Source organism: Mesorhizobium sp. M0018 (assembly GCF_040323955.1).
GTDB lineage: Bacteria > Pseudomonadota > Alphaproteobacteria > Rhizobiales > Rhizobiaceae > Mesorhizobium.
Window position 1 is genome coordinate 100932 of record NZ_JAMYVL010000001.1, and the last position, 23452, is coordinate 124383.

At 61.9% G+C, this 23452-nt stretch carries 22 protein-coding genes; 20 read left to right on the forward strand and 2 right to left on the reverse strand.

Annotated elements, in window-relative coordinates:
* Positions 1 to 166: 166 nt before the first annotated feature.
* The 8 genes from NKJ81_RS00515 (at position 167) to NKJ81_RS00550 (ending at position 7710) form a co-directional block, all read left to right on the forward strand.
* The gene (locus tag NKJ81_RS00515) at positions 167 to 1231 is read left to right on the forward strand and encodes a polyamine ABC transporter substrate-binding protein (protein WP_352539289.1); all 1065 of its coding nucleotides are present in this window, start codon (positions 167 to 169) and stop codon (positions 1229 to 1231) included.
* A 105-nt stretch (positions 1232 to 1336) separates the two neighbouring features.
* Entirely contained in the window at positions 1337 to 2179 is an 843-nt protein-coding gene (locus NKJ81_RS00520) for an ABC transporter permease (RefSeq protein ID WP_352539482.1), read from the forward strand.
* Positions 2172 to 2966 carry an ABC transporter permease gene (locus tag NKJ81_RS00525; protein WP_352539290.1) on the forward strand — a complete coding sequence of 265 codons (795 nt, stop codon included), beginning with the start codon at positions 2172 to 2174 and terminating at the stop codon, positions 2964 to 2966. The genes NKJ81_RS00520 and NKJ81_RS00525 overlap by 8 nt, the downstream gene beginning before the upstream one ends.
* Entirely contained in the window at positions 2963 to 4036 is a 1074-nt protein-coding gene (locus tag NKJ81_RS00530; RefSeq protein WP_352539291.1) for an ABC transporter ATP-binding protein, read from the forward strand. Before NKJ81_RS00525 ends, NKJ81_RS00530 begins: the two co-directional genes overlap by 4 nt.
* 17 nt (positions 4037 to 4053) lie before the next feature.
* On the forward strand, positions 4054 to 5328 hold the full coding sequence (locus tag NKJ81_RS00535; RefSeq protein ID WP_352539292.1) for a glycosyltransferase: 1275 nt from the start codon (positions 4054 to 4056) through the stop codon (positions 5326 to 5328).
* The gene (locus NKJ81_RS00540) at positions 5325 to 5672 is read left to right on the forward strand and encodes a cupin domain-containing protein (RefSeq protein WP_352539293.1); all 348 of its coding nucleotides are present in this window, start codon (positions 5325 to 5327) and stop codon (positions 5670 to 5672) included. The genes NKJ81_RS00535 and NKJ81_RS00540 overlap by 4 nt, the downstream gene beginning before the upstream one ends.
* A gap of 23 nt (positions 5673 to 5695) precedes the next feature.
* A complete protein-coding gene (locus NKJ81_RS00545) occupies positions 5696 to 6040 on the forward strand; it encodes a cupin domain-containing protein (RefSeq protein WP_352452935.1) in 345 nt (114 codons plus the stop codon).
* Positions 6041 to 6201: 161 nt separating this feature from the next.
* On the forward strand, positions 6202 to 7710 hold the full coding sequence (locus NKJ81_RS00550) for an aldehyde dehydrogenase family protein (RefSeq protein WP_352539294.1): 1509 nt from the start codon (positions 6202 to 6204) through the stop codon (positions 7708 to 7710).
* Positions 7711 to 7837: 127 nt separating this feature from the next.
* Here the strand turns inward: NKJ81_RS00550 and NKJ81_RS00555 are convergent, their stop codons facing one another.
* Entirely contained in the window at positions 7838 to 9169 is a 1332-nt protein-coding gene (locus tag NKJ81_RS00555; protein WP_352539295.1) for a PQQ-dependent sugar dehydrogenase, read from the reverse strand.
* A 399-nt stretch (positions 9170 to 9568) separates the two neighbouring features.
* Here NKJ81_RS00555 and NKJ81_RS00560 point away from each other — a divergent pair, with 399 nt between their 5' ends.
* Positions 9569 to 10528 (forward strand): DMT family transporter, encoded by a 960-nt coding sequence (locus NKJ81_RS00560; protein ID WP_352539483.1) that lies wholly within the window; start codon positions 9569 to 9571, stop codon positions 10526 to 10528.
* 68 nt (positions 10529 to 10596) lie between these two features.
* Here NKJ81_RS00560 and NKJ81_RS00565 read toward each other — a convergent pair whose 3' ends face one another.
* Positions 10597 to 11793: an ROK family transcriptional regulator gene (locus tag NKJ81_RS00565; protein ID WP_352539296.1), complete on the reverse strand. Its 1197-nt coding sequence runs from the start codon at positions 11791 to 11793 to the stop codon at positions 10597 to 10599.
* 143 nt (positions 11794 to 11936) lie between these two features.
* Between NKJ81_RS00565 and NKJ81_RS00570 the strand changes: the two genes are divergently transcribed.
* From NKJ81_RS00570 to NKJ81_RS00620, 11 genes are all read left to right on the forward strand, one after another.
* Complete coding sequence (locus NKJ81_RS00570) at positions 11937 to 13202, forward strand: ABC transporter substrate-binding protein (protein ID WP_352539298.1); 1266 nt, start codon at positions 11937 to 11939, stop codon at positions 13200 to 13202.
* Between the two features lie 57 nt (positions 13203 to 13259).
* Positions 13260 to 14198: a carbohydrate ABC transporter permease gene (locus NKJ81_RS00575; protein ID WP_352466746.1), complete on the forward strand. Its 939-nt coding sequence runs from the start codon at positions 13260 to 13262 to the stop codon at positions 14196 to 14198.
* Complete coding sequence (locus tag NKJ81_RS00580; RefSeq protein WP_352539299.1) at positions 14191 to 15093, forward strand: carbohydrate ABC transporter permease; 903 nt, start codon at positions 14191 to 14193, stop codon at positions 15091 to 15093. Before NKJ81_RS00575 ends, NKJ81_RS00580 begins: the two co-directional genes overlap by 8 nt.
* 10 nt (positions 15094 to 15103) lie before the next feature.
* The gene (locus NKJ81_RS00585; protein ID WP_352448125.1) at positions 15104 to 16201 is read left to right on the forward strand and encodes an ABC transporter ATP-binding protein; all 1098 of its coding nucleotides are present in this window, start codon (positions 15104 to 15106) and stop codon (positions 16199 to 16201) included.
* A gap of 4 nt (positions 16202 to 16205) precedes the next feature.
* Positions 16206 to 16979: an SDR family NAD(P)-dependent oxidoreductase gene (locus NKJ81_RS00590; protein WP_352539300.1), complete on the forward strand. Its 774-nt coding sequence runs from the start codon at positions 16206 to 16208 to the stop codon at positions 16977 to 16979.
* A 37-nt stretch (positions 16980 to 17016) separates the two neighbouring features.
* Entirely contained in the window at positions 17017 to 18018 is a 1002-nt protein-coding gene (locus tag NKJ81_RS00595; RefSeq protein WP_352539301.1) for a sugar phosphate isomerase/epimerase family protein, read from the forward strand.
* The gene (locus NKJ81_RS00600) at positions 18015 to 18827 is read left to right on the forward strand and encodes an SDR family NAD(P)-dependent oxidoreductase (RefSeq protein WP_352448128.1); all 813 of its coding nucleotides are present in this window, start codon (positions 18015 to 18017) and stop codon (positions 18825 to 18827) included. Before NKJ81_RS00595 ends, NKJ81_RS00600 begins: the two co-directional genes overlap by 4 nt.
* A gap of 188 nt (positions 18828 to 19015) precedes the next feature.
* A complete protein-coding gene (locus NKJ81_RS00605; RefSeq protein ID WP_352539302.1) occupies positions 19016 to 20263 on the forward strand; it encodes an ABC transporter substrate-binding protein in 1248 nt (415 codons plus the stop codon).
* 4 nt (positions 20264 to 20267) lie between these two features.
* Positions 20268 to 21221: a carbohydrate ABC transporter permease gene (locus NKJ81_RS00610; protein ID WP_023675501.1), complete on the forward strand. Its 954-nt coding sequence runs from the start codon at positions 20268 to 20270 to the stop codon at positions 21219 to 21221.
* Positions 21222 to 21228: 7 nt separating this feature from the next.
* Entirely contained in the window at positions 21229 to 22044 is an 816-nt protein-coding gene (locus NKJ81_RS00615; protein ID WP_352539303.1) for a carbohydrate ABC transporter permease, read from the forward strand.
* Between the two features lie 22 nt (positions 22045 to 22066).
* Positions 22067 to 23401, forward strand: a complete 1335-nt coding sequence (locus NKJ81_RS00620; protein ID WP_352539304.1) for a sulfatase family protein — start codon at positions 22067 to 22069, stop codon at positions 23399 to 23401.
* The last annotated feature ends 51 nt before the right edge of the window (positions 23402 to 23452 follow it).

Consider the following 23452-nt stretch of genomic DNA (forward strand, 5'->3'; position numbering starts at 1 on the left):
GGGATTCACCGTAGTTTGACAAATTATGGATTGACGTACTTTTTTCTGCAATAGTACTGTGAGATCAATCGGCAATAAAAAGACCGGGGAACAGGATCAAAGCGGCTACGGCTGCAGGCGCTGGTCCGACGACTAGTTCGATGATCAACCAGAATGGGAGTCTGTCATGACCACCACCCACCTGCGGCACCGTCCGTTAAGGAAGTCCTTGATCGCACTTGGCCTTGGCCTGGCGCTGTCAGCGCCGGCGGCTGCCTCCGACCTCGTTATCTCCAACTGGGACGGCTACATGGCGCCGGATGCCATGAAAGCTTTCAAGGCGGCGACCGGTGTCTCCGGTGAAGTCGTGGTTCACGCCACTAACGAGGAGATCATGGGCAAGCTCGTCGCGTCCGGCGGCAAGGGCTATGACGTGGTCTTCGTCTCCTCGCCCTTCGCCGAAGTGTTGAACAAGCTCGGCCTGATCGAGGCGATCGACCATGCCAAGATCCCTAACCTCGCTAATCTCTATCCCGAGGCGGCGAAGCTGCCGCACGACGCCGGCAACAATTTTTCCGTGCCCTACACTTGGGGCACCACCGGCCTTTGCTACCGTTCGGATCTGGTGAAGGCGGAGCCGGTCAGCTGGAACGACCTTCTCGCCCCGTCCGATGCGCTCAAGGGCAAGACGACGATGCTGGCGACCGACCGCTGGCTGCTTGCCGCCGGCCAACTCGCCAAGGGCTATTCGGTGAACGAGACCGATCCGGCAAAGCTCGGCGAAGTCAAGGACCTGCTGATCTCGGCCAAGAAGACCTTGCTGGCCTATGACGACACGACCTTTTATTCAAAGCTGGTCTCGGGCGAGGCGCTGATGGTTCAGGCCTGGGATGGCTGGTGCAATTACGGGATCGCCGAGAATCCACAAATTAAATACACCATACCGAAAGAAGGCTCGGATCTCTGGGTCGATACGATGGTCGTGATGAAGGCATCGGCCAACAAGGACGCCGCCTTCCAGTTCATCAACTTCATGCTGGACGCCAAGAACCACGCCTGGGCGGCCCAGAACATCGACTACAAGGTACCGAACAAGCCGGCTATGGAAAGCCTGCCGGCGGATTTTCTCGCCAAATTTCCCAATATGAGCATGCCGGTGGCAGAGTTGGTCAAGTTCGAGCAGTTGCGCGATGTCGGCGATGCCCAACGCGACTACTCGAAGATCGTCAGCGAAATCAAGGCCGCGCAATAACCGACATCAAAATCAGAGATCCCGGTCGACGGCGGGGTTTCGCCGCCGACCGTTGAATGCGGTACCGCAATCTTGTCCCAAACAAGACTTCGCTCATTCTTGCTGATGACGCCGGCGCTGGCCTGGCTCACCGCCTTGATGGTCGTGCCATGCGCGCTGGTGCTGGCGCTCGCCTTCTTCCGGCGCGGCATCTATGGCGGCATCGATTACACTTTCACGCTGGAGAATTTCGGGCTGGTGTTCGACCCGCTCTATGCCGGCATCTTCCTCAATTCGGCGCGCATTGCCGGCACGGCAACCCTGGTCGCGGTGGTGATCGGCTATGCCGCCGCCTATGCGATCGCGGCAGCACCCCGGCAACTGCAGCCGGTGTTTCTGTTCTTTGCCGTCTTGCCCTTCTGGTCCAACTACCTGATCCGTACCTATGCCTGGATCGTGCTGCTCAACCGCGAAGGGCTGATCACACAACTGCTGCGCTGGTTCGGCTACACCGGCGAGCCGCCGTCGATGCTTTATACCGAAGGCGCCGTCATCGCCGGTCTGGTCTACAACTATCTGCCCTTCGTCATCCTGGCCTGCTACGCGCCGCTGTCGCGGCTCAATCCGGAGCTCGCAGAGGCCTCGCGCGATCTCGGCGCGTCGGCCGTGACCACATTTCGCCGGGTCATCCTGCCACTGACCGTGCCGGGTATCGCCGCCGGCGCTGTTTTCGTCTTCGTGCTGTCGATCGGCAATTTCGTGACCCCTGCTCTGCTCGGCGGTGGGCGCTTCCAGATGATCGGCAATGTCGTCTACGAGCAGTTCCTGACCGCCAATGACTGGCCCTTCGGTGCGGCACTGGCAATGGTGCTGATCGCCATCATGCTGCTGGTGCTGACGGCGCAGGCCCTGGCTGCTGATCGCGCCTCGGGCCGTGCCGCCGAAGCGAGAGGAGGCGCCGATGGGTGAGCGCTCCCTCGCCACGAGGCGCGCGCTCTGGCTCGTGCTTTCACTGGTCCTGGCCTTCCTCTACATCCCGATCGCCGTGCTGGTGGCGCTGTCGTTCAACCAAGGCGGGCTGCCGACCGTCTGGTCGGGCTTTTCGCTGAAATGGTATGTCTCGCTAATCGGAAACGCCGCAATCCTTTCTGCCGCGCTCAACACATTGATCGTGGCGCTTGTCTCGACCGCCATCGCCACGCTGCTCGGCACGCTGCTGGCGATCGGCGTCGAAATACGCCGGCAATACGGCAAAGGTCTCGAGGCGCTGATCTTTGCGCCGATGATCATTCCCGACATCGTGCTGGCGATCGCGCTGCTCAGCTTCTTCTCGATGCTTGATCTCACCTTGGGCCTGCACACCATCATCCTCGCCCATGTCGTCTTCAATCTCGCCTTCGTCTGCTCCGTGGTGCGCGCGCGGCTGAAAAGCTTCGACTGGTCGATCGTCGAGGCCTCTGCCGATCTCGGTGCTTCCGCGCTCACCACATTTCGGCGGGTGATGTTGCCGGTGATCCTGCCTGCCGTCGTCGCCGGCGCGCTGCTCGCCTTCACCCTTTCGGTCGACGAATTCATCATCGCCTTCTTCACCGCCGGCGCCGGCCGCGCCTCGACCACGCTGCCGATGCAGATCTATTCGATGATTCGCTTCGGCATCACGCCGGAGATCAATGCCTTGGCGACTATCGTCATGGCGGTCTCAATCACCGCGCTGACCCTGTCGCAGCGGCTCAACCGTGGGGTGATCGGCCAATGAACGAGCCCCGCACGCTGCTGGCGATCGACAACGTGTCGAAGAAGTTCGGCCGGGTGACGGCGGTCGACGGCGTTTCGCTGGATATCCGCGAGAACGAGTTCTTCGCCTTGCTTGGACCTTCGGGCTGCGGCAAGACAACGCTGCTGCGCATGTTGGCCGGCTTTGAGACGCCCAATGACGGGCGCATCCTGCTCGACGGCCGTGACATCGCCAGGACCCCGCCCAATAAGCGGCCGGTCAATCTGATGTTCCAGTCCTATGCGCTGTTTCCGCATATGAGCGTCAGGGCGAATGTTTCCTACGGCCTCGAAATGGAACGCTTGCCTGCAAAGGAAATCCGCTCCCGTGTCGACGCCATTTTGGCGACGACCGAACTCGTTGCCTTCGCCGACCGCAAGCCGGAGCAATTGTCTGGCGGGCAGAAGCAGCGCGTCGCGCTTGCCCGAGCGCTGGTCAAGCGACCACGGCTGCTTCTGCTCGACGAACCGCTTGGTGCACTCGACAAGAAATTGCGCGGGGCCATGCAACTGGAGCTGAAGCGGCTGCAGCACGAGGTCGGCATCACCTTCGTCATCGTCACCCATGATCAGGAGGAATCGCTCGTCATGGCCGACCGTATGGCAGTGCTCAGGGACGGCAAGCTGCTGCAATGCGATACACCCCATGCGGTCTACGAGCACCCGGGGGACCGTTTCGTCGCCGACTTCATCGGCGTCATGAATTTCGTACCGGGCAAAGCCGCCGGCGACGGCGTGCTGGCAAGCAACGGCGTGCGGATCGCCGGCGATGTTCCCGCAACAATTTCGCCCGGCGCTGCGGCGCTAGCTTCAGTGCGGCCCGAACGCATCCGGCTGTTCCCATCGGCAGAAACGGCCAACCGTATCTTCGGCGCGGTCGAGGCGCTGGCCTATCAGGGACTCGATCTGCAGCTGCACGTCCGCACCGCCCTGTCGCCAAAGCCGTTCCTGGTGCGCGTCACCGCCGACGCCGCCGACCGCCGCCCGGTCTCGTCGGGCGATACAGTCGAGCTCGGCTGGGATGCGGCTGACGTCAGAATTTTCGCGGATTGATCGAAGGAGAACCTCTCATGACGCAGAAGACGATCGCGTTCTTTCCGGAGGCCGCCTATGGCCCCGCGCTCAATTCCGTCGGCATAGCCCAGGCGATCGAGGCGCGCGGCCACAGAGCGGTGTTCCTGTCGGACCCCGGTTTCGTCGACGTCTACAAGGGCTATGGCTTCGAGGCTCATCCGGTGAACCTGTCCGAGCCGATGCCGCCGGAACAGATGGCCAAGTTCTGGGAAGACTTCATCAACGGCCACATCCCGAACTTCCGCAAATCGCCCTACGACCAGGTCGACAATTACGTGAAGGATTGCTGGACGGCGATCGTCGACAGCGCCAAATGGGCTGAGAAGGATCTGCCTGGCGTGCTTGCGACGATCAAGCCTGATGTCATCTGCGTCGACAACGTCATCCTGTTCCCGGCAATCAAGCAGTATGGCAAGCCCTGGGTGCGCGTCATCTCCTGCTCGGAAAACGAGATCGAGGACGAGGACATCCCGCCACATCTGTCCGGCTGCGGCGAGAACGACCACGCCTGCCATCGGCGTTACCGCGACCATTTCAACGCCGTCATCAAGCCGATCCATGACAACTTCAATGCGTTTTTGAAAGCGAACAACGAAGCGCCGTATCCGATCGGCCAGTTTTTCGAGGCCTCGCCGTACCTCAATCTGCTGCTTTATCCCGAGGCGGCGAAGTTCATGCGCCGCTATCCGCTCGACCCGGCAAAATTCCAATATCTGGAAGGCTGCGTGCGGCAGGAGAAGCCCTACACCGTGCCGGTTTTTGCGAAGAATAATGACGGGCCGCTGCTCTATGTTTCCTTCGGCAGCCTTGGCGCCGGCGATGTCGATCTGCTGAAGCGCATCGTCGCAACGTTGGGCAAGACGCGCTACCGGGCGCTGGTCAATGTCGGCGGCTACAAGGAGCAGTACGCGCAAGTGCCCGAAAACGTCATCGTCGAGAGCTGGTTCCCGCAGCCCTCGGTCATCCCGCAGGTCGATGCGGTGATCCATCATGGCGGCAACAACTCGTTCACCGAGTGCCTGTATTTCGGCAAGCCGGCGATCATCATGCCCTACGTCTGGGACGGCCACGACAATGCGACGCGGGTCGAGGAGACCGGCCACGGCTTCGGCATGCCGCGCTACGACTGGAGCGACGCCGAGCTCATCGCCAGGATCGAAACCTGCCTGACCGACCCGGCAATCAAGGCCAAGCTGGCCAAGACGTCGGCCCAGATGCAGTCGCAGAACGGCCCGGAGAAAGCGGCTGCTTTGCTGGAGAAATTACTGTGATCTCAGCCCCACACCTCCAGCAAGCCTCGACCCGCACCGACCTCGTCGACTGGGGCACCCAGCCCGACGCGCTGGAAGGCGCTTCGCACTCCACCGGCAGGCTGGTGCACAAGGGGCCGAACAACCAGCCGGAATCCGGCATCTGGGTCTGCACACCCGGTCGCTGGCGGCTGGCGATTCCGCGCGACGAATTGTGCCATTTCGTTGCCGGCCGCGCGACCTACAGATCGGACGACGGCGAGGTGATCGAGGTATCCGCCGCCACGGTTGTCATGTTCCCGGCCGGTTGGACCGGCGAATGCACCGTCCACGAGACCATCCGCAACGTTTACATGCTGGCCTAAAGCCGGCCACTGGAGCTCCCGACATGCCGACACCGATCATGAAATCGCCGCTCGCCCTCACCGACCTGGTCGACTGGGGCGTCATCCCCACCCTGATCGAGGGCGAATCCCGCACTTCCGGCAAGCTGCTGCACAAGGGGCCGGAGGGCCGCTCCGAATGCGGACTGTGGGTCTGCACGCCGGGCAAATGGCGCTGCCACGTCACCCGCGACGAGTTCTGCCATTTCCTCGAGGGACGCTGCACCTATGTCCACGAATCCGGCGAGGTGATCGAGATCGAACCGGACACCGCAGCGTTCTTTCCGCAGGACTGGAAGGGCGTCTGCACCGTCCACGAGACCATCAAGAAAGTTTACATGATCCGCTGAACCTTCTCGATAATTCTACCCTACCGGACACCTGACGCCGTTTTCTCCGCTTCCGATGCTCACGGACTTTAATGTCCGCTCCGCTTCGGTTCTCGAAAACCACGCCGCCTGTCTCGGCAGGGTGAATTCTCAAAAAGTTTCCGTGCACACGGGAGGACAGAATGGACTTTTCACCTGACCGGCCGACCTTCTTCGTCAATCCGGATTATCGGCCAATGACCGGTGCGGCAAAACCGGTGATCGATCCGGCGACGCTCGAAACCGTCGGCGCGATCACCGCAGCCAGCAACGGCGAGATCGACGCCGTGCTCACCGCAGCGACCAAGGCGCAAACGGCCTGGAAAAAGCTCGACGCCAAGAGCCGTGCCCGGCATCTGCACGCCGTCGCGAACGCCATCGAAGCGGCCGACTTCACGCGCTGCGCCGAGCTGATGGTGCACGAGATGGGCAAACCCTATCCGGAGGCGATCGGCGAGATCGCCAATTGCGCGCCGATCTTCCGCTATTACGCCGAAATGGCGCGTGACGACGCCGGCAAGATCGCCGGCACGACGCAGGCCGGTTCGTTCCAGTATGCCCGCTACGAGCCCTACGGCACGTCGGTGCACATCATGCCTTACAATTTTCCGATCCTGTTGATGTGCTGGACCGTCGCCGCCTCGCTTGCCGCCGGCAATGCCTGCGTGATCAAGCCCGCCGAAGCGACAACATTGTCGACGCTGGATTATATAACCGTGTTTCGCTCCCTGCCGGAGGGCCTGGTTTCCTGCATGCCAGGCGGAGCAGCAACGGCGCAGGCGCTGATCGCCTCGGACCGCACGCATGCGGTTGCTTTCACCGGTTCGGTCGCCGCCGGCAAGGCTGTCGCCGTCGCATGTGCAGAGCGCATGAAGCCTTGCGTCATCGAGGCCGGCGGCAGCGATCCCCTGATCATCAGCCAACACGCCCCACTGGACGTGGCGGCTGCCGGCAGCGTCACGGCTGCCTTCCATCTCACTGGCCAGGTCTGCACTTCGGCCGAACGGTTCTTCGTGGTTGATGCCGTTCACGACCGCTTCGTCGATCTGTTTGCCGAGAAAACGCGCGCGCTGCGTATCGGCAACGGCCTCGACAAAACCGAGATCGGACCGCTGGTCAGCGAGGCCGCGCGTGCGAAGGTCATCCGGCTGGTCGACGGTGCGATCCGCAGCGGTGCCAAAGCGATCACCGGCGGACGCATTCCGCCGGCACATAATGTAGGCTGGTTCTACGAGCCGACCATCCTGACCGGCATCACCGCCGATATGGCAATCGTGCGCGAAGAGTGTTTCGGGCCGGTCGCCGCAATCTGCCGGGTCAAGGATTTCAACGAGGCGATAGAGCTTGCCAACGACAGCCCCTTCGGTCTCGGCGCCTCGGTCTTCACCACCGATCTTGCCGAAGCGCATGAGGCCGCGGAGCGGCTCGAGGCCGGCATGGTCTGGGTCAACAATCCGCTGATAGACAATGACGCGTTGCCGTTCGGGGGCTGGAAGGCTTCGGGCCTCGGCCGCGAGCTCGGCCGCCAGGGTCTGGATGCATTCCGCCGCTCGAAGATGGTCATCATCGACCACAGACCGGAGATTCAGGGCTGGTGGTATCCCTATCCTGACAGCTGGTTCCGCGAGGCAGGCGGGCGCAAGCATGTTTGACACGACTATCTTCGGGCGTGCTGCTAGCTAAGTGTTTAGGATATCCGCCTCCGCCGAATGCAGCCATATCGGGCGTGGCGCTGTAGCCGAAGGCTGGTGAGATCGGAATCAGAAAGGCCACCTGCGCTCAACGGCCATTCGCCCGGCGGACCCGCCAGATGACATTACCGACGTCGTCGGCGACGAGCAGTGCGCCAGTCTGATCGATAGCGACGCCGACCGGCCTGCCCATCGCCTCGTCATTACGCCCGATGAAGCCAGTGAGCACGTCTTCCGGAGGACCGCTCGGTTTGCCACCATGGAACGGCACGAAGATGACCTTGTAGCCGCTATGCACGCTTCTATTCCACGAGCCGTGCTGGCCGACGAAGGCGCCGTTGCCGTAGGCCGGACCGAGCCGCGCGCCTTTGGAGAAGGTCAGTCCCAGCGAGGCGGTATGAGAGCCCAGGGCGTAATCGGGCTTGATCGCTGCCGCCACGAGATCGGGGCGCTGCGGCTTGACGCGTTCGTCGACGTTCTGTCCGTAGTAGCTGTAGGGCCAACCGTAGAAAGCGCCGTCACGAACCGAGGTCATGTAATCCGGCACAAGGTCGTCGCCGATCTCGTCACGCTCGTTCACGGCGACCCAAAGCTGGCCAGTCTCAGGATTCCAGGAGAGCCCGTTCGGGTTGCGCAGGCCCGAGGCGAAGACCCGAATGCGGCGGGTAGACCGATCCACTTGAAGGACAGCGGCGCGGTTCTTCTCGGCGGCTATGCCGTTTTCTCCAACGTTGCTGTTGGAACCAACGGTGACATAGAGCTTGCGTCCATCCGGAGTTGCGATCACGTCCTTGGTCCAATGATGGTTGAGGTCCCCGGCCGGCAAGTCGATGATCTTTTCCGGCGACGTGCTGACTCGGGTCTGGCCATTGGAGTAGGGGAAAGCGACGAGCGCGTCGGTATTCGCGACAAAGAGTTTGCCTTTGGACAGCGTCATGCCGAAGGGCGAATTGAGGCCTTCCGCGAACGTCGTGCGCACATCCGCAATGCCGTCGCCATCGGTGTCGCGCAGGAGCGTGATGCGGTTGGCGCTTTTGGTCGCGGCGCCAGCCCGCTTCATAGCCAGGTCCATGAAGACCTTTCTAAGACTGAAGCCTTCATCATGCTTGGCAGGGGCATTGGTTTCAGCAACCAGCACGTCGCCGTTCGGAAGCACATGTAGCCAGCGCGGATGGTCGAGGCCGGTGGCGAAGGCGTTCACCGTCAGCCCCTTCGCCGGGGTCGGCATACCTTCTTTCTGCCAGCCTTTCGCCTCGGCGATGTTAACAGTCGGGATCAGCGTCGGTCTTGGTTTCGGTAAAGTGGGGTTGGGGCCATAGCCGGTTATTGCCCCGGTTTTTTGCGCCGGAATCCCAGCGCAGCTTGCCATGACGGTGCCCAACACCGCTACGAGTACGCTTCCTCGGAAGCCGGCATGCATCGGACGTCCTCCGCATGGATCTGTGTCGCGCTCTTTGTGCAAACGGAAGTCAGTGGCTTATTCTTCCAATTGCTTCGAAACAGCGGCGCTCGTGATCCTAGGAACCAGGAATTCGCGACAGATCTGCTCTCGGTAGAAATATGGCGCGAGAAGATTGTGGCAACCGCGCGAATATCTGTCGCGCGATATGAATCTCACATTCGTGTCGCGCGAAATCGATACGGCTTGCGCTTTTCGGTATCGAGTTGCTCATGGGCCAACATGCGTTCGAATGGAAGGAGACCGTGAACGGCGGGACCCACAATGACCCACCGATTGCGCCAGCTGGTGAAACAGCTGTTGTTGCTGCTTAGCAAGACGCTGCCAATCTGCTAAAGTCTGCGGTGGGAGGAGACGGATATCCAATCGCTGCCGATAGCACATCCAAGTGTAGCGAAGGCGACACCCGGCGCATCACTTCCGCTCGCCTATTCCCTCGCGACGCTCTGCTGGCTCCTGTCGGCCGGCGTCTATATCGCCGCCAAGTGGGTTGCCCCCGAGATGCCGCCTTGGGCGCTCTGCTTCTGGCGGCTGACGCTCGCGTGCGCGATCCTGCTGCCGATCGTCCATCGTCATCACGGGGCAATGCTCGTGCTGATCCAATCCCGGGTGATCGAGGTGCTGGTCATCGGCACTATCGGGCTAACCTTGTGTCAGGGCATGATCTACACAGGCCTCAACTACACCAACGCGACAACCGCCGGCATCATCATGGCGCTGTCGCCGATCATGACCATGGTGCTTGCCCGCTTCGTGCTCGGCGAGCCCCTCGGTGTCTGGAAAGCGCTTGGAGCGCTGGTCGCTCTGGCCGGGATGGTGGTGATCGTGGCGCGCGGCGACCTTGCCGCGCTGATGCAGCTGCAGTTCAATTCCGGCGAGTTGTGGATCGTCGGCAGCGCGTTTTGTTGGGGCCTCTACACCGTGCTGCTGCGTCGCGCCAAATTCGCTATCGAGCTTCTGCCGATGGTGGTCCTGCTGCTGGGAGCCGGCGCGCTGGCCGCACTGCCCTTCTATCTCTGGGAACTGTTTTCCGGGGATCGTTCGGCGCTGCATGCGAACGGCCTTCTGGCTCTCGCCTATGTTGCCGGCCCCGGCGGTGCTCTGATGTACTATCTCTACAACCGTAGCGTCGAGACGCTTGGTGCGGGGCGCGCCAGCATGCTGCTCTATCTCCAGACCGCCTTCGTCGCCGTTCTCGCTTATCTGGTCCTTGGCGAAAGCTTGCACGACTACGATCTCGCCGGCGCCGCCTTCATCATCGCCGGCCTGCTGCTCGCCACCGCGATCAAGCCGAGACAGCGCACGGTGCGTGTCGCGTAGGCAAACATCAGTTCCGCTGCTTCGGCGAGCAGCTCGCAAAATCAGAGCGCCACCCGAAGCAAGCCGGGTCACTGAAGTCGGCTGTTGTGACGCAGCACGAGGCCGACCGCGCCGAGCAATGCGTCGTTCTCCGTGTGCTTGCCAACGATTATCCGCGTGCGCAGCGCAGGCGCCACATCGCGGGACTTGATGAGCGTGTGGCGTTCATATGATGCGATCAGTGGCGCCAGGAGAATGTCGCCCGCCAAGGCCATGCGGCCGCCGATGATGATGAGCGGCGGATTGAGAACCGAACCGATCAGGCCAAGGCCACGGCCGGCGAACTCGGCGGTGTCCTCGATCATCCGCAGCGCCCTCACGTCGCCCTGCTCGGCCATCATGATCACGTCGTCCATCGTGACCGGCCGCCGCACGATGCGCGAAATCTGCTCGAGCGGTCGGGCAAAGCTGGCATAGAGCTCCAGGCATCCTCGATTACCGCACCGGCAAAGGTCGCCGCCGGGATCGATGCTGATGTGCCCGAATTCGCCGGCGCCGCCGGCGATGCCGCTCACCAGCCGACCGTGCTGGACAATGGCCCCGCCGACGCCCAGATCGACCTTGAACAGCACGAAGTCGTCCTGGCCGACGGCCGCACCCCACATCAGCTCCGCAATGGCCGAGCAGTTGCTCTCATTGTCGGCGAAGATCGGCTGTTCGAGGACCGGCCCGAACACATCGCGGATGTTGACCCCGGCCCAGGTCGGAACGATACTCGCGCGCAGCACCACTCCTTCGCGGCTGACTGGGCCCGAGACGGAGACCCCAACCCCCAGGAGCCCCGCCATCGGCAGACCGTTCTCTTCATAGCATCGGGCAATTACTGACTTGGCGAGCTGGGCCGCTTGTTGCGGCTGGTAGTCCAGACCCATGGGGATGGTTTGTTCGGCAACGAAAGAATGCGAGACGTCAGCGACGACACACCGCATCTCGTCGAGGCCCAGATGGATGCCGACGCAGGTGCCCGCAGCGGGATTGAGCGTCAATGTCGTGGCAGGCCTGCCAATACCCCTCGCCGCGTCATGATGGGCCGGGGATTCGATTACCATCCCCGACTTTCTCAAGCCATTGAGCGCGGTTGAAACCGTCGACCGCGCCAAACCGGTAATGCGGGTAATTTGCGACGCAGAAAGCACGCCGCGCTCGCGCAGGCATCGGACGATCAGGCTCTCCGGCGACGCGGACGGCCTGTCGATTAGCCAATTTCTAAGCGAAGGTTTGTTCATGATGGGCACAAAGCACGTTGACTGATAGCCCAGATATGTCATCTTGGAAAGAACGGAGATTACTGCATCTCGCCGGCCACGACCTCAAATCGCGGGCCACAAGCGGTCGATACGAACCGTGCATCATATATGGGAGTGAAACGATGAAATACCTGAGGACGGCCTTTGCGGCCGCTACCGCCCTCACCTTGATTACCGGAACAGCCCTCGCGGAGCCGAAGACCAACCTCTTGCATCAATGGGCCACCGGATCGGACGCCCAGGCTATCGCCAAGCTCGGCGAGATGTTTACCGCCAAGGGTGGCACCTGGCAGCAGACCTCCATCGCGGGCCATACGGCCAATACCCTGGCCAAACTGCGTGCCGATGTGATCGCCGGCAACGCCCCTCCCGCTGTGCAGCTAAAGGGCCCCGAGATCGCCGAATGGAACGAGACGGGCATGACAGCCAATCTCGACGACCTGGCGAAAGCGGAAAATTGGGAGAAGGTCGTCGCTCCCGAATTGCTGCCGGTGATGAAGCCGACCGGGAATTGGGTGGCCGCGCCGATGAACATCCACCGCATCAACTGGCTGTGGGCATCGCCGAAGGTCATGAAGGACGCGGGCGTCACCGAGATGCCGAAGACATGGGCGGAATTCAATGCCGCCTGCGACAAGATTGTGGCCAGCGGCAAGATCTGCATTTCGCACTCGACCGCCGACTGGACCGACTCGACCGTCTTCGAAGTGGTCGTGTACGGTCAGGACCTCGATCTCTACAAGAAAGCCTTCGTCGAGGGCGACGTCGACGCCATGCGCAGCGACGGCATGGTCAAGGCCTTCGAGCAGTTCCGCACCATGACCTCGAAGTACATGGACCCCGGCATGAACGGGCGTGACTGGGATACCATGTCGCATCTGGTCGGCCGCGGCGAGGCCGCCTTTCACATCATGGGCGACTGGACGATCGGCCTGCTGACGGCCGGCGGCTTCAAGGAGGGCACCGACTATGTCTGCGCCCAGGCGCCGACCGATTGGGGCAAGCCGGGCTTCATCCTGAATTCAGATTCGGTCGTGTTCTTCAAGCAGAAGGACCCGGACTATATCGAGGGACAGAAGCTGCTTGCCAGCATCATCCTGTCGCCCGAATTCCAGACCATTTTCAATCAGACCAAAGGGTCCATTCCGGCGCGCCTCGATGTCGATCTTTCGAACGGCTTCAATCCCTGCCAGCAACTCTCGCAAAAGGATTTGCAAGCCTCGATCGCCGCCGGCACGCTCGTGCGTTCGATGGCGCACAACATGACGGTTCCGCAAAAGGTCCGCGGCGCAATAATGGATAGCATCACGGAGTTTGTAGCAACGCCGGATATGAGTGCGCAGGACGCGGCCAATGCGATGGCGGATGCGGCCGAAGCGCAGAAGTGACGCTGCCGATGATGGCCGGGGGCGAAGCTCCCGGCCAGACCTCGCCGGAGCAGCCCGATGTCCACCCATGATCTGATTGTACCAGCCGCAGCTGCCGCGGCCCGTCCGTGGCGCGAGCGCCTGGGCACGATGGTGCCCATTCTGGTGCTGGCGCCGTCGATAGCGGCGAGTTTCATCTATGTTTTCGTCTTCACGCTCTGGACGCTCTACATCTCGCTGTCCAATTCGTCGCTGTTGCCGACCTATGGGTTCGTCGGCCTGGACAATTACGCTTCGCTCTGGGCAAACCGGCGCTGGAACATCGCCTATACCAATCTCTTCCTGTTCAGCGGCTTCTATATCGTTGGCTCGATGGCCGTTGGCCTGCTGCTCGCGATCGCGATCGACCAGCGCGTCCGCGGCGAGGCGGTTTGGCGCACCATCTTCCTCTATCCGTTGGCGGTGTCCTTCATCGTCACCGGTACGGTGTGGAGTTGGCTCTATAATCCTGTCGACGGTATCCAGGCCTTCGTTCGCGGGCTTGGCTGGACCGACTTCAGCTTCGCCCTGACGGCCAACCGCAACACTGCGATCTATGCGGTGATCATAACCGGTATCTGGCAGTCGTCCGGCTTCGCAATGGCACTTTTCCTGGCCGGTCTGCGGTCGGTCGATCCGGATCTCGTCAAGGCCGCGCAAATCGACGGCGCGTCGGTTTTCCGGACCTATCGGAGGGTCATCCTGCCAACCATCGCCCCGATATTCCTGGCGGTGGCGGTCATTCAGATACAATTCGCCATCAAGACCTTCGACCTGGTGGCGGCGTTGACGCGGGGCGGGCCAGGTGTGTCCACCACCTTCCCAGCCATCTATGTCTACGACCTGATGTTCCAGCGCGGCCAAATCGGTGAGGGTGCCGCCGCGGCGATGATGATGCTCGCGGCGGTCGCGGTGGTGCTGGTGCCGTACTCCTTGTGGATCGTCTGGCGCCGGCGGGCGGAGGGCCGCAATGGCTGAAATTGGCCCTAATGCCCGTTTTGATCCGGAAGAAGCCGCTGCCACGCGCCGGCATTTCTGGAGCCGCTTCCTTGTCTATGCCGTGCTGACGCTTTTCGCGGTCGTCTATCTCGTGCCGCTACTGGTGGTGATCTTCAACTCATTGCGCGAGCAGTCGGAGATTGCCCGCAACGGCCTCATCTCCGTACCGCGCAGCTTCCGGTTCGATGCGTGGGCGCAGGCCTGGGGATCCTACTGCGTCAGCGGTACCTGCGAGGGAATGAAGCGCAATTTCTTCAACTCCCTGGCCATGACGATCCCCGCCACCATCATCTCGACCATTCTCGGCGCCATGAACGGCTACATCCTCTCCAAATGGCGCTTCAGGGGCTCCGAACTGATCTTCAATCTGATGCTGCTCGGCGTATTCATGCCCGGCCAGATTTCGTTGATGCCGTGGGCGTTCCTGCTCGGCAAGCTCGGCCTGACCAATTCCACATACGGGCTGGTGTTGATCCACGTCGTCCAGGGCATCTCGTTCACCACCCTGTTCTGCCGCAATTTCTACGTCAGCATACCGGACGACCTGATCAAGGCGGCACGCATCGACGGCGCCGGGTTCTGGCGGATCTTCCGCAAGATCATCCTGCCCCTGTCGCCGCCCATCCTGATCGTCACCGTCATCTGGCAGTTCACCGGCATCTGGAACGAGTATCTGTTCGGCGTCGTCTTCACATCGGGCCAGCAGCAGCCGATCACAGCGGCACTGGTCGCGCTCACGGCCGGCGGCACGACCGCGCGTGCTTACGATGTGATGAGCGCAGCCGTGCTGATCGGCGCGTTGCCTCCGCTGCTGATCTATCTGTTTGGTGGAAAATACTTCGTGCGCGGCCTCACCCAGGGCGCCATAAAATGAGGCGTCGCCCATGTCCGCGTTGATGATCCGCAACCTTCACAAGAGCTACGGCTCGCTCGAGATTCTTGCCGGCATCGATCTCGAGGCTAAGACCGGAGAATTCGTCGCCCTTGTCGGCCCGTCGGGTTGCGGCAAGTCAACCTTGCTCGCCATGATCGCCGGACTGGAAACCGTCACGTCGGGCGAGATATGGATCGGCGACCGGCTGGTGAACTCGGTGCAACCCAAGGACCGCGATATTGCGATGGTGTTCCAGTCATACGCCCTCTATCCCACCATGACGGTGCGCCAGAACATCACCTTCGGCATGGAGAGCCGCGGCGTGCCAAAAGCGGCGCAGGCGGAAGCTGTCCAGCGGGTTACCGCACTCCTGCAGATCGAACAGCTGCTTAAACGCAAGCCCGGCCAGCTCTCGGGAGGCCAGCGGCAGCGCGTTGCGATGGGGCGTGCCCTCGTGCGCGACCCGAAGCTGTTTCTGTTCGACGAGCCCTTGTCCAACCTCGACGCCAAGCTGCGCGTCGACATGCGTACCGAAATCAAGAAGCTTCACCATCGCGTCGGCAAGACCACGGTGTATGTCACCCACGATCAGGTCGAGGCGATGACGCTTGCATCCCGCATTGCGGTGATGAACCAGGGCTCGGTACAGCAGTTCGACACGCCGAAACGGATCTACGACCGGCCGACCAACATGTTCGTTGCCGGTTTCATGGGATCGCCGGCGATGAATTTCATTCCCGCCCGGCTTACGGGCTCGACCAGCATCTCGGTACGCGCCGCTGACGGCAGCGACGTCAGCCTCGCCCTTGCCGCGCCGATGCCCGCCGGCGCGCCAAAGGACGTCGTGCTCGGTATCCGGCCGGAACACATCTACCGTTTCACGACCGATCTGAAGTCGCGCAAACCTGCTGTAGCGTCCATGCAGGCGCCGGTCGAATTGGTCGAGCCTACCGGGGCCGAGACGCTTGCCGTGCTCAGGCTGGGTGACCTGGAGATCACCGGCCGTTTCGAGCCGGATGACGCTCCCGTCATGGGCGAGACGATAACGCTCGGCATCGACATGTCACGCGCCTGTCTGTTCGATCCAACAACCAAGGCGCTTCTGTAGTTTGATGTCCGTACAATTCGCGACTTATCCGAGCTTGACCGATCGGGTCGTGCTGATCTCCGGCGGCGCCTCCGGTATTGGCGCCGATATGGTCCGCGCCTTCGTGGCGAACGGCGCCCGGATAGCCTTTCTCGATGTGCAGGACGAACCAGCGGAGGCGTTGGTGCGCGAGCTCGCTGGTGCCGCCGGGCAGGCTCCGTTATATCTCCATTGCGATGTGACCGACGTCGATGCGCTAAAGGCGTCGGTAGCAGGCGTGCGCGCGCGGCTTGGTCCGGTCGCCGTCCTGGTGAATAACGCAGCCAATGATCAGCGCCATCCCGTCGACGCGATAACGGCCGACTATTGGGACCGCAGCTTCGATGTCAATCTGAGGCATCACTTCTTCGCCGCGCAGGCAGTGCATCCGCATATGAAGGAACTCGGCTTCGGCTCGATCATAAACTTCTCCTCCATTGCCTGGCGGTTCGGAGCGGACCAGATGGTGGCCTATGCCACCGCCAAGGGGGCCGTGGTGGCGCTGACGCGTGCGTTGGCGCGGTCGTTCGGACCGGATAACATCCGCGTCAATGCGATCGAACCCGGCGCCGTCATGACCGAGCGGCAGCGCGAGCTGTGGTTCAAGACGCAGGAGGCAGTCGAACAGACGGTGCAGCGGCAATTGATCCGCCGCGTCCTGCTGGGCGAGGAGATTGCACGCACGGTGCTCTTCCTGGCAGCCGACGACAGCCGCATGATCACCAAACAGTCCATTACCGTCGATGCCGGTCTGCGCTAGTGACGCCTCTCCGCTCTCCATTGGAACCGCCAAGCTGATGCTTCGTCTCGGCCTCAACCCCTACGGACTGACCTATCATCTCGGACTGCAGGGCCGCGGCACGCCGCGGCACAATCCGCACGGCGCGGGGCTGGAAGGCTTCATCACGCTGGGGCAGGAACTGGGCGCACGCACGCTCGAGATCTACGAACCCTGGTTGACCGACTTGACTGACGCCGAAATCGTCGCGCTGCGCAGGCGTCTTGCCGCGCTGGACATCGTCCCGGTGGTGAGCGGCGGACTGGTGGTGGCAGGTCCGCTGGACACCGCCTTCCGGGCTGCGCGCCTGCTCGAGGCGACGACGATCCGTATCGCACTGACGCCTGTCCTGTGCGGCGACCGCAATGCGTGGGGTCCGAAATGGAGCGAGTTCAACGCAACGATTCGCGCTGCCTTGACGGAATGGGGGCCGCGTGCGGCGGCCGAGGGACGCGTGCTCGGCATCGAGAACCATCAGGACTTCGGCAGCGACGAACTGGTTGCGTTCTGCGAACTTGGCGGACCGGGTGTCGGCATCACCTACGACACCGGCAACACCTTTCCTGTCGGCGAGGCGCCGCTTGCCTTCACGCGCCGGATCGCGCCCCATGTCCGCCACGTTCACCTCAAGGACTATCGCGTCCAGTTCACGGATGAGGGCTACCGTCTGGTCCGCTGCGCGATCGGCGACGGCGCCGTGCCTTTCGCCGAACTGGCAGCCATCCTTGGCGAGCACCACGACACGCTGACGGCGGTGCTTGAGCCCGGCGCGCTGGAGGCTCGTCACGTTCGCTGTCTCACCGACGACTGGTGGAACGGATATGCGCCGAAGACCGCCCGCGAATTCGCGGCCTGCCTGAGTGCTGCGCGCCTGAACCGCCTTGGGGACGACGCCGACTACCGCACGCCATGGGAGCGCAATGATGACGGTGCGCTCGTTTCGTACGAGCTCGACATGATCCGGCGCAGCGCCGCCAACATGATGAAATTCGATTTCATTGCAATGGAGAAATCAGCATGACTGCCCGAGAACTCAGCGGCCTGACCGCCTTCGTCACCGGCTCGGGACGCGGCCTCGGCCGCGTGATGGCCGACCGCTTGGCCGAACTTGGCGCAAACGTCGCGGTCCACGACCTCGATTGGGCCCGGCCATCTCAATATGGCGAATTCGCGGACCTCGGCGACTCTGCCAGGGGCTTGGAGAAGCACGGGACGCGCATCACCGCGGTCACCGGCAACATCGGCGACAAGCAAGCTGTCGCGGAAATGAAGAGGAAGATCGAGGCGGAGCTCGGCGACGTGCACGTCTTGGTAAACTGCGCCGGCGGCGACATCGGCGCCAAGGGCGTAAAGCCCAATCCCAACAACGCACTGGACATCGACTACGAAGACATCAAGGTTCTAACCGAGAACAACCTCATCGGCACGATGCTGGTCTGCCAGGCGTTCGTTCCGCCGATGGTCAAGCGTGGCTCGGGCTCGGTGATCAACATCGCCTCGGCGGCAGCGCATATCGGCTGCTCGCCCGAGGTGGTCTACTCGACGCTCAAGGCGGCTGTCGTCCATTATACGCGCTGCCTCGCCAAGGAACTGATCGACGATGGCGTACGCGTCAATGCGGTGAGCCCCGGCGCCACCAAGACCGCACGGTTCCAGGCGAGCCGCGTGGTCGATCCACAGCGCATGGATTCGAGCAAGAAATCGCTGAACCGGTATGCGGAGCCTGAAGAGATCGCCGAAGCGGTTGCCTTCCTCGCCGGTCCGCGCGCGCGCTTCATCAACGGGCAGGTAATCCGCGTCGATGGCGGTTTCACGATCTTTCCAGGTTAGGCCGCGATCGTCCAGACCAGCAACTTCGGCATCGCGCGCTGTAGATAGCTCCGCCCGAGTTCGGCCAGAACTATGCACTGCATTACAGTCGGAGCTTGACAAAAACGGCGGTATAGCGGGTATATTAATCGAATAATATGTCGCCATCCATTGTGAGGAAGGCGGTGGCAAACCTGGAGGAGACCAAGATGCGCCGCTACAAGTCAGTCGGGTTCCTGCACGGTGTGGTTTTAGGCGTGGCCCTGACGACCGCGAGTGCAGCCCATGCCGAGACCCTGACGCTCTATTGGAACGCCGGCCACGCGTATCAAGCTTATGCCGACGCAATAGCAAAGTTCGAGGCCGATCATCCCGGATGGTCGGTGCAGTGGGAGAAATTCCAGTGGCCGGATATGCGCACCAAGCTGGTGGCGGATTTTGCTGCGAAGAGCCCGCCCGATCTCGTCGCCGAACCCGGCGGCTGGGTGCAGGAATTCGGCCAGCGGAATCTGCTGCGGCCGCTGAACGACTTCATCGAACAAGACGGCAAGGCGATCGGCTATCCCGACGACTGGCAAGCCTATTCCGTGGAGCGCAACAAACTCGGCGGCCAGTACTATGGCATCCAGATCCACCTCACCTGCGCCACCCTCGTCTACAACGTCGATATGCTGAAGCAGGCGGGCTTCGACGCGCCGCCTGCGACCTGGGAGGAGTTCCTGAAGGTTGCCAAGGCGACGACGACCGGCGCCCGCTTCGGCTTCGCTCCCAACCCGAGCATCGGATATTATTCGTCGTGGCTGCTGCAGAACGGCGTAAGCTATTACGATCCCAAGACAAACAAGGTCAATCTCGACAGTCCTGAGGCGATCGAAGCGATCCAGTTCCTCGCCGACCTGATCCACAAGGAAAAAGCAGCGACCAAGCCGGCGGCGGGTGCTGACTATGAGGGTCCGCAAAAGCTGTTCACGGCCAACCGGGTCGCAATGATCATAACCGGTCCGTGGGACGTGAAGCCGATCCGCTCGGGCAACCCGAAGCTCAACTGGGCGGTTGCGCCATCACTCAAGCACAAGGTGCAGGCGACGTTCGCGGGCGGCGTCAGCGTGATGATCCCTAAGGACGCCAAGCACCCGAAGGAGGCCTGGGAGTTGTTGAAGCGGCTCGTCGCGCTCGACACGGAACTAGCGGCTACCAAGGAAGCGGGCATGACGATGCCGCGCAAATCCTGGGCCGAAAACGCCGAGGTTCAGGCCGATCCGGTCATCGGCAGCTTCAGCAAATGCCTGCCTTACGCGCAAGACGTCACCGCCGAGCTGCGCCTCACCGGCAAGCACGCGCGAATCGAGAAGCTTCTGCAAAGTGCGCTCGAGGATATCATCTACAATCAGAAGCCAGCAGCCGAGATCATGCCGAAATTCGCGGCCGAGGCCAACGTCATCCTGGCCAACAACTAGGCCGATGTTTATCAGCGGCAGCACCGATACGGCCGATACGGACATTCGCGTCGGCGCGATGCCGACCCGGCGAGCTGCCCGCTTCAGCCGGCGCACCAGACAAACGCTTCTCGCTTACCTGCTGCTGTCGCCAGCAATCCTCTATTTCTCGGTCTATTTCTTCTATCCGATAGGACTGGAGTTTTGGGCGAGCCTGTACAGCGGCCAGCCGCTGATCGGCGAGAGCCGATTCGCCGGACTGGACAACTACGTTGCTGCGCTCGGCGACGCGCGCGTTCGGCAGTCGCTCTTCGTGACGCTGGCCTTCGCGATAGGCGTCACCGCGGCCAGCATCGCCATTGGCCTCGGACTGGCGGTCGTGCTCAACCGGCCGATCCCGGGGCGCACTCTGATCCGCGCAATCATCTTCTTTCCCTACATCACCTCCTTCGTGATCGTCGCGTTGATGTGGCAGGCAATTCTCGATCCCTACACTGGCATCTTGAACAGCTTCCTTGCCGAGCTTGGGCTGCCGACCCAGAATTGGCTCGGCGACACCTCGACCGCGTTGCCGACCCTCATCGCCATCACGGTCTGGAAGGATGTCGGCTATGCCATGCTGATCTACCTCTCCGCGTTGCAGTCGATCCCGTCCGACTTCTATGATGCCGCATCCATCGACGGCGCCACGCCGACGCAGCAATTCCGCTATCTGACCTGGCCGTTGTTGACGCCGACCACGCTGTTCATCGCGGTCGTCAGCACGATCAGCCAACTGCAGGAGCTGGCGCCGGCCTACCTGATAACCAAGGGCGGACCGGCCGACGCGACGCGGTTCTTCAGCCTGCACGTGTTCGAGGCAGCCTTCTTCGAGCTCAACATCGGCTACGCCTCGGCGCTGTCTTTCCTGATGTTCCTGCTGATCCTGGCCATCACCTTCGTTCAGTTCCGCCTGCTCAACCGCGAAACCACCTATTGAGGTTGGCATGACATTGGCAAAAACGCTCCCGTCCTACCTACTGCTGCTCTTCTGCGTGGCGCTGTCGATCTTTCCGTTCCTCTACATGCTTTCGCTGTCGCTGCAGAGCGATGCCGACGTCTTCAGCGGCATTCCGATTCTGATCCCCGAGACGTGGCAATTCACGAATTACATCGACATCTGGCAGAAGGCGCCGTTCGCGCGTTTCACGCTCAACAGCTTCATCATCGCCGGCGGGATTACCTTCCTCCATCTGATCTTCGATCCGTTGATCGGCTACGTCTTCGCGAAGATGGAATTCGCCGGTAAGCGCGTCATGTTTGTCGCGGTGCTGTCTACGCTGATGATCCCATTCTTCATCCGCATGATCCCGCTCTATGTGCTCACCGCGCGGATGGGATGGCTCAACACCTATCAGGGCCTTATCCTTCCATTCGCCATGAGCGCCTATGGAATCTTCCTGATGCGGCAGTTCATCCGTCCGATTCCCGACGAGTTGCTTGACGCTGCACGGATGGACGGCTGCTCGGAACTCGGCCTTTACTGGCGCATCGTGCTGCCGCAGGTCCGTCCGGCACTGGCGACGCTGGCCCTCCTCACCTTCGTGTTCCAGTGGAACGAATTCCTCTGGCCGCTGGTCGCCGTCAACACCACCGAAATGCGGCCGATCACGACGGGACTGACGCTTTTCAACCAGGAATTCTTCACCCAGTGGAACCTGACGGCGACGGGCGGGATCATTCTCTTCATCCCGAGCCTGCTGCTGTTCCTCTTCACGCAGCGCTACTTCGTCCGCAGCGTGATGCTGGCAGGCATGAAATGACCATTCGGAGCCATTGCACCCTATGACGTCCCGCCGACCGAACGTAATCGTCTTCTTCACCGACCAGCAGCGTTGGGACACCGTTGGCGTCCATGGCAATCCGCTCGAGCTTACGCCAAATTTCGACCGCCTCGCCGGGACCGGCACGTTCGTGGCGAATTCGTTTACCTGCCAGCCCGTTTGCGGACCCGCCCGCTCCGTATTCCAGACGGGGCGGTACCCGACCATCACCGGCTGCTACCGCAACGACATCCCACTGCCGAAGAGCGAGCGCACGCTCGCGCATCATTTCACCGCGGCAGGTTATGACACCGCCTACATCGGCAAGTGGCACCTGGGGTCCGCCGAGCCGGTCACCCAGGAACAACGCGGCGGCTATCGCTACTGGCTGGCCTCCAACATCCTGGAGTTCACTTCCGGCCCCTTCGACACCGTCGTCCACGACAATGACGGCAAGGCGGTGAAGCTGCCGGGATACCGCGTCGATGCCCTAACCGACGCTGCAATCCGCTATGTCGCATCGAGGGAAGACGAGCCGTTCTTTCTATTCCTGTCCTTCCTCGAGCCGCATCACCAGAACCAGACGGACAACTACCCTGCCCCGCTCGGATACGAGGACAGGATCCGCAAGAAGCTCGCCATTCCCGGCGATCTCGCCGCACTTGGCGGCACGACAGCGGAACATTTCCCCGGCTATCTGGGCATGGTCGCACGCCTCGACGAGGCGTTTGGACGGCTGATCGAGGCGCTCTACAGCCTTGGCCGGCTTGACGACACGATCATCCTCTTCACCTCCGACCACGGATGTCACTTCAAGACTCGCAACAACGAATACAAGCGTTCCTGTCATGAGGCGTCGATCCGCGTGCCGACGCTATTCCACGGCCCCGGCTTCCAGCGCATCGGCACATATGAAGGCCTGGTCAGCCTCGTCGATCTCGCGCCGACCCTGCTCGCCGCGGCCGGCCTGAAAGTGCCCAATTCGATGCAGGGCGTCTCGCTGCTCGACGCACTGCAGGGCGAACGGCCGCCGCGCGACGAGATATTCATTCAAATCAGCGAGCACCATGTCGGCCGCGCCTTGCGCACCAGACGGTGGAAATATGAGGTCGAGGCACCGGGAAAAGACGGCTGGCGGGATTCCGGCAGCGATTTCTATGTCGAGGCGAGACTCTACGACCTCGATGCCGATCCAAACGAACTAATCAATCTCATAGCTTCGCCCGATCACGCAGCGACGCGTGCATGGCTGCGAGGCCGCATCGTTGCCCTGATGGAGGAGGCCGGCGAGGCAAGGCCCGAGATCCTTGCCGCCGGGCATGGAAGCTGGAATGAAATCCGGCTGAGCGACAGCTGATCATGTCACGTCGCGCAGCGGATCCAACAATGCACGAGAGAAGTTCCGATC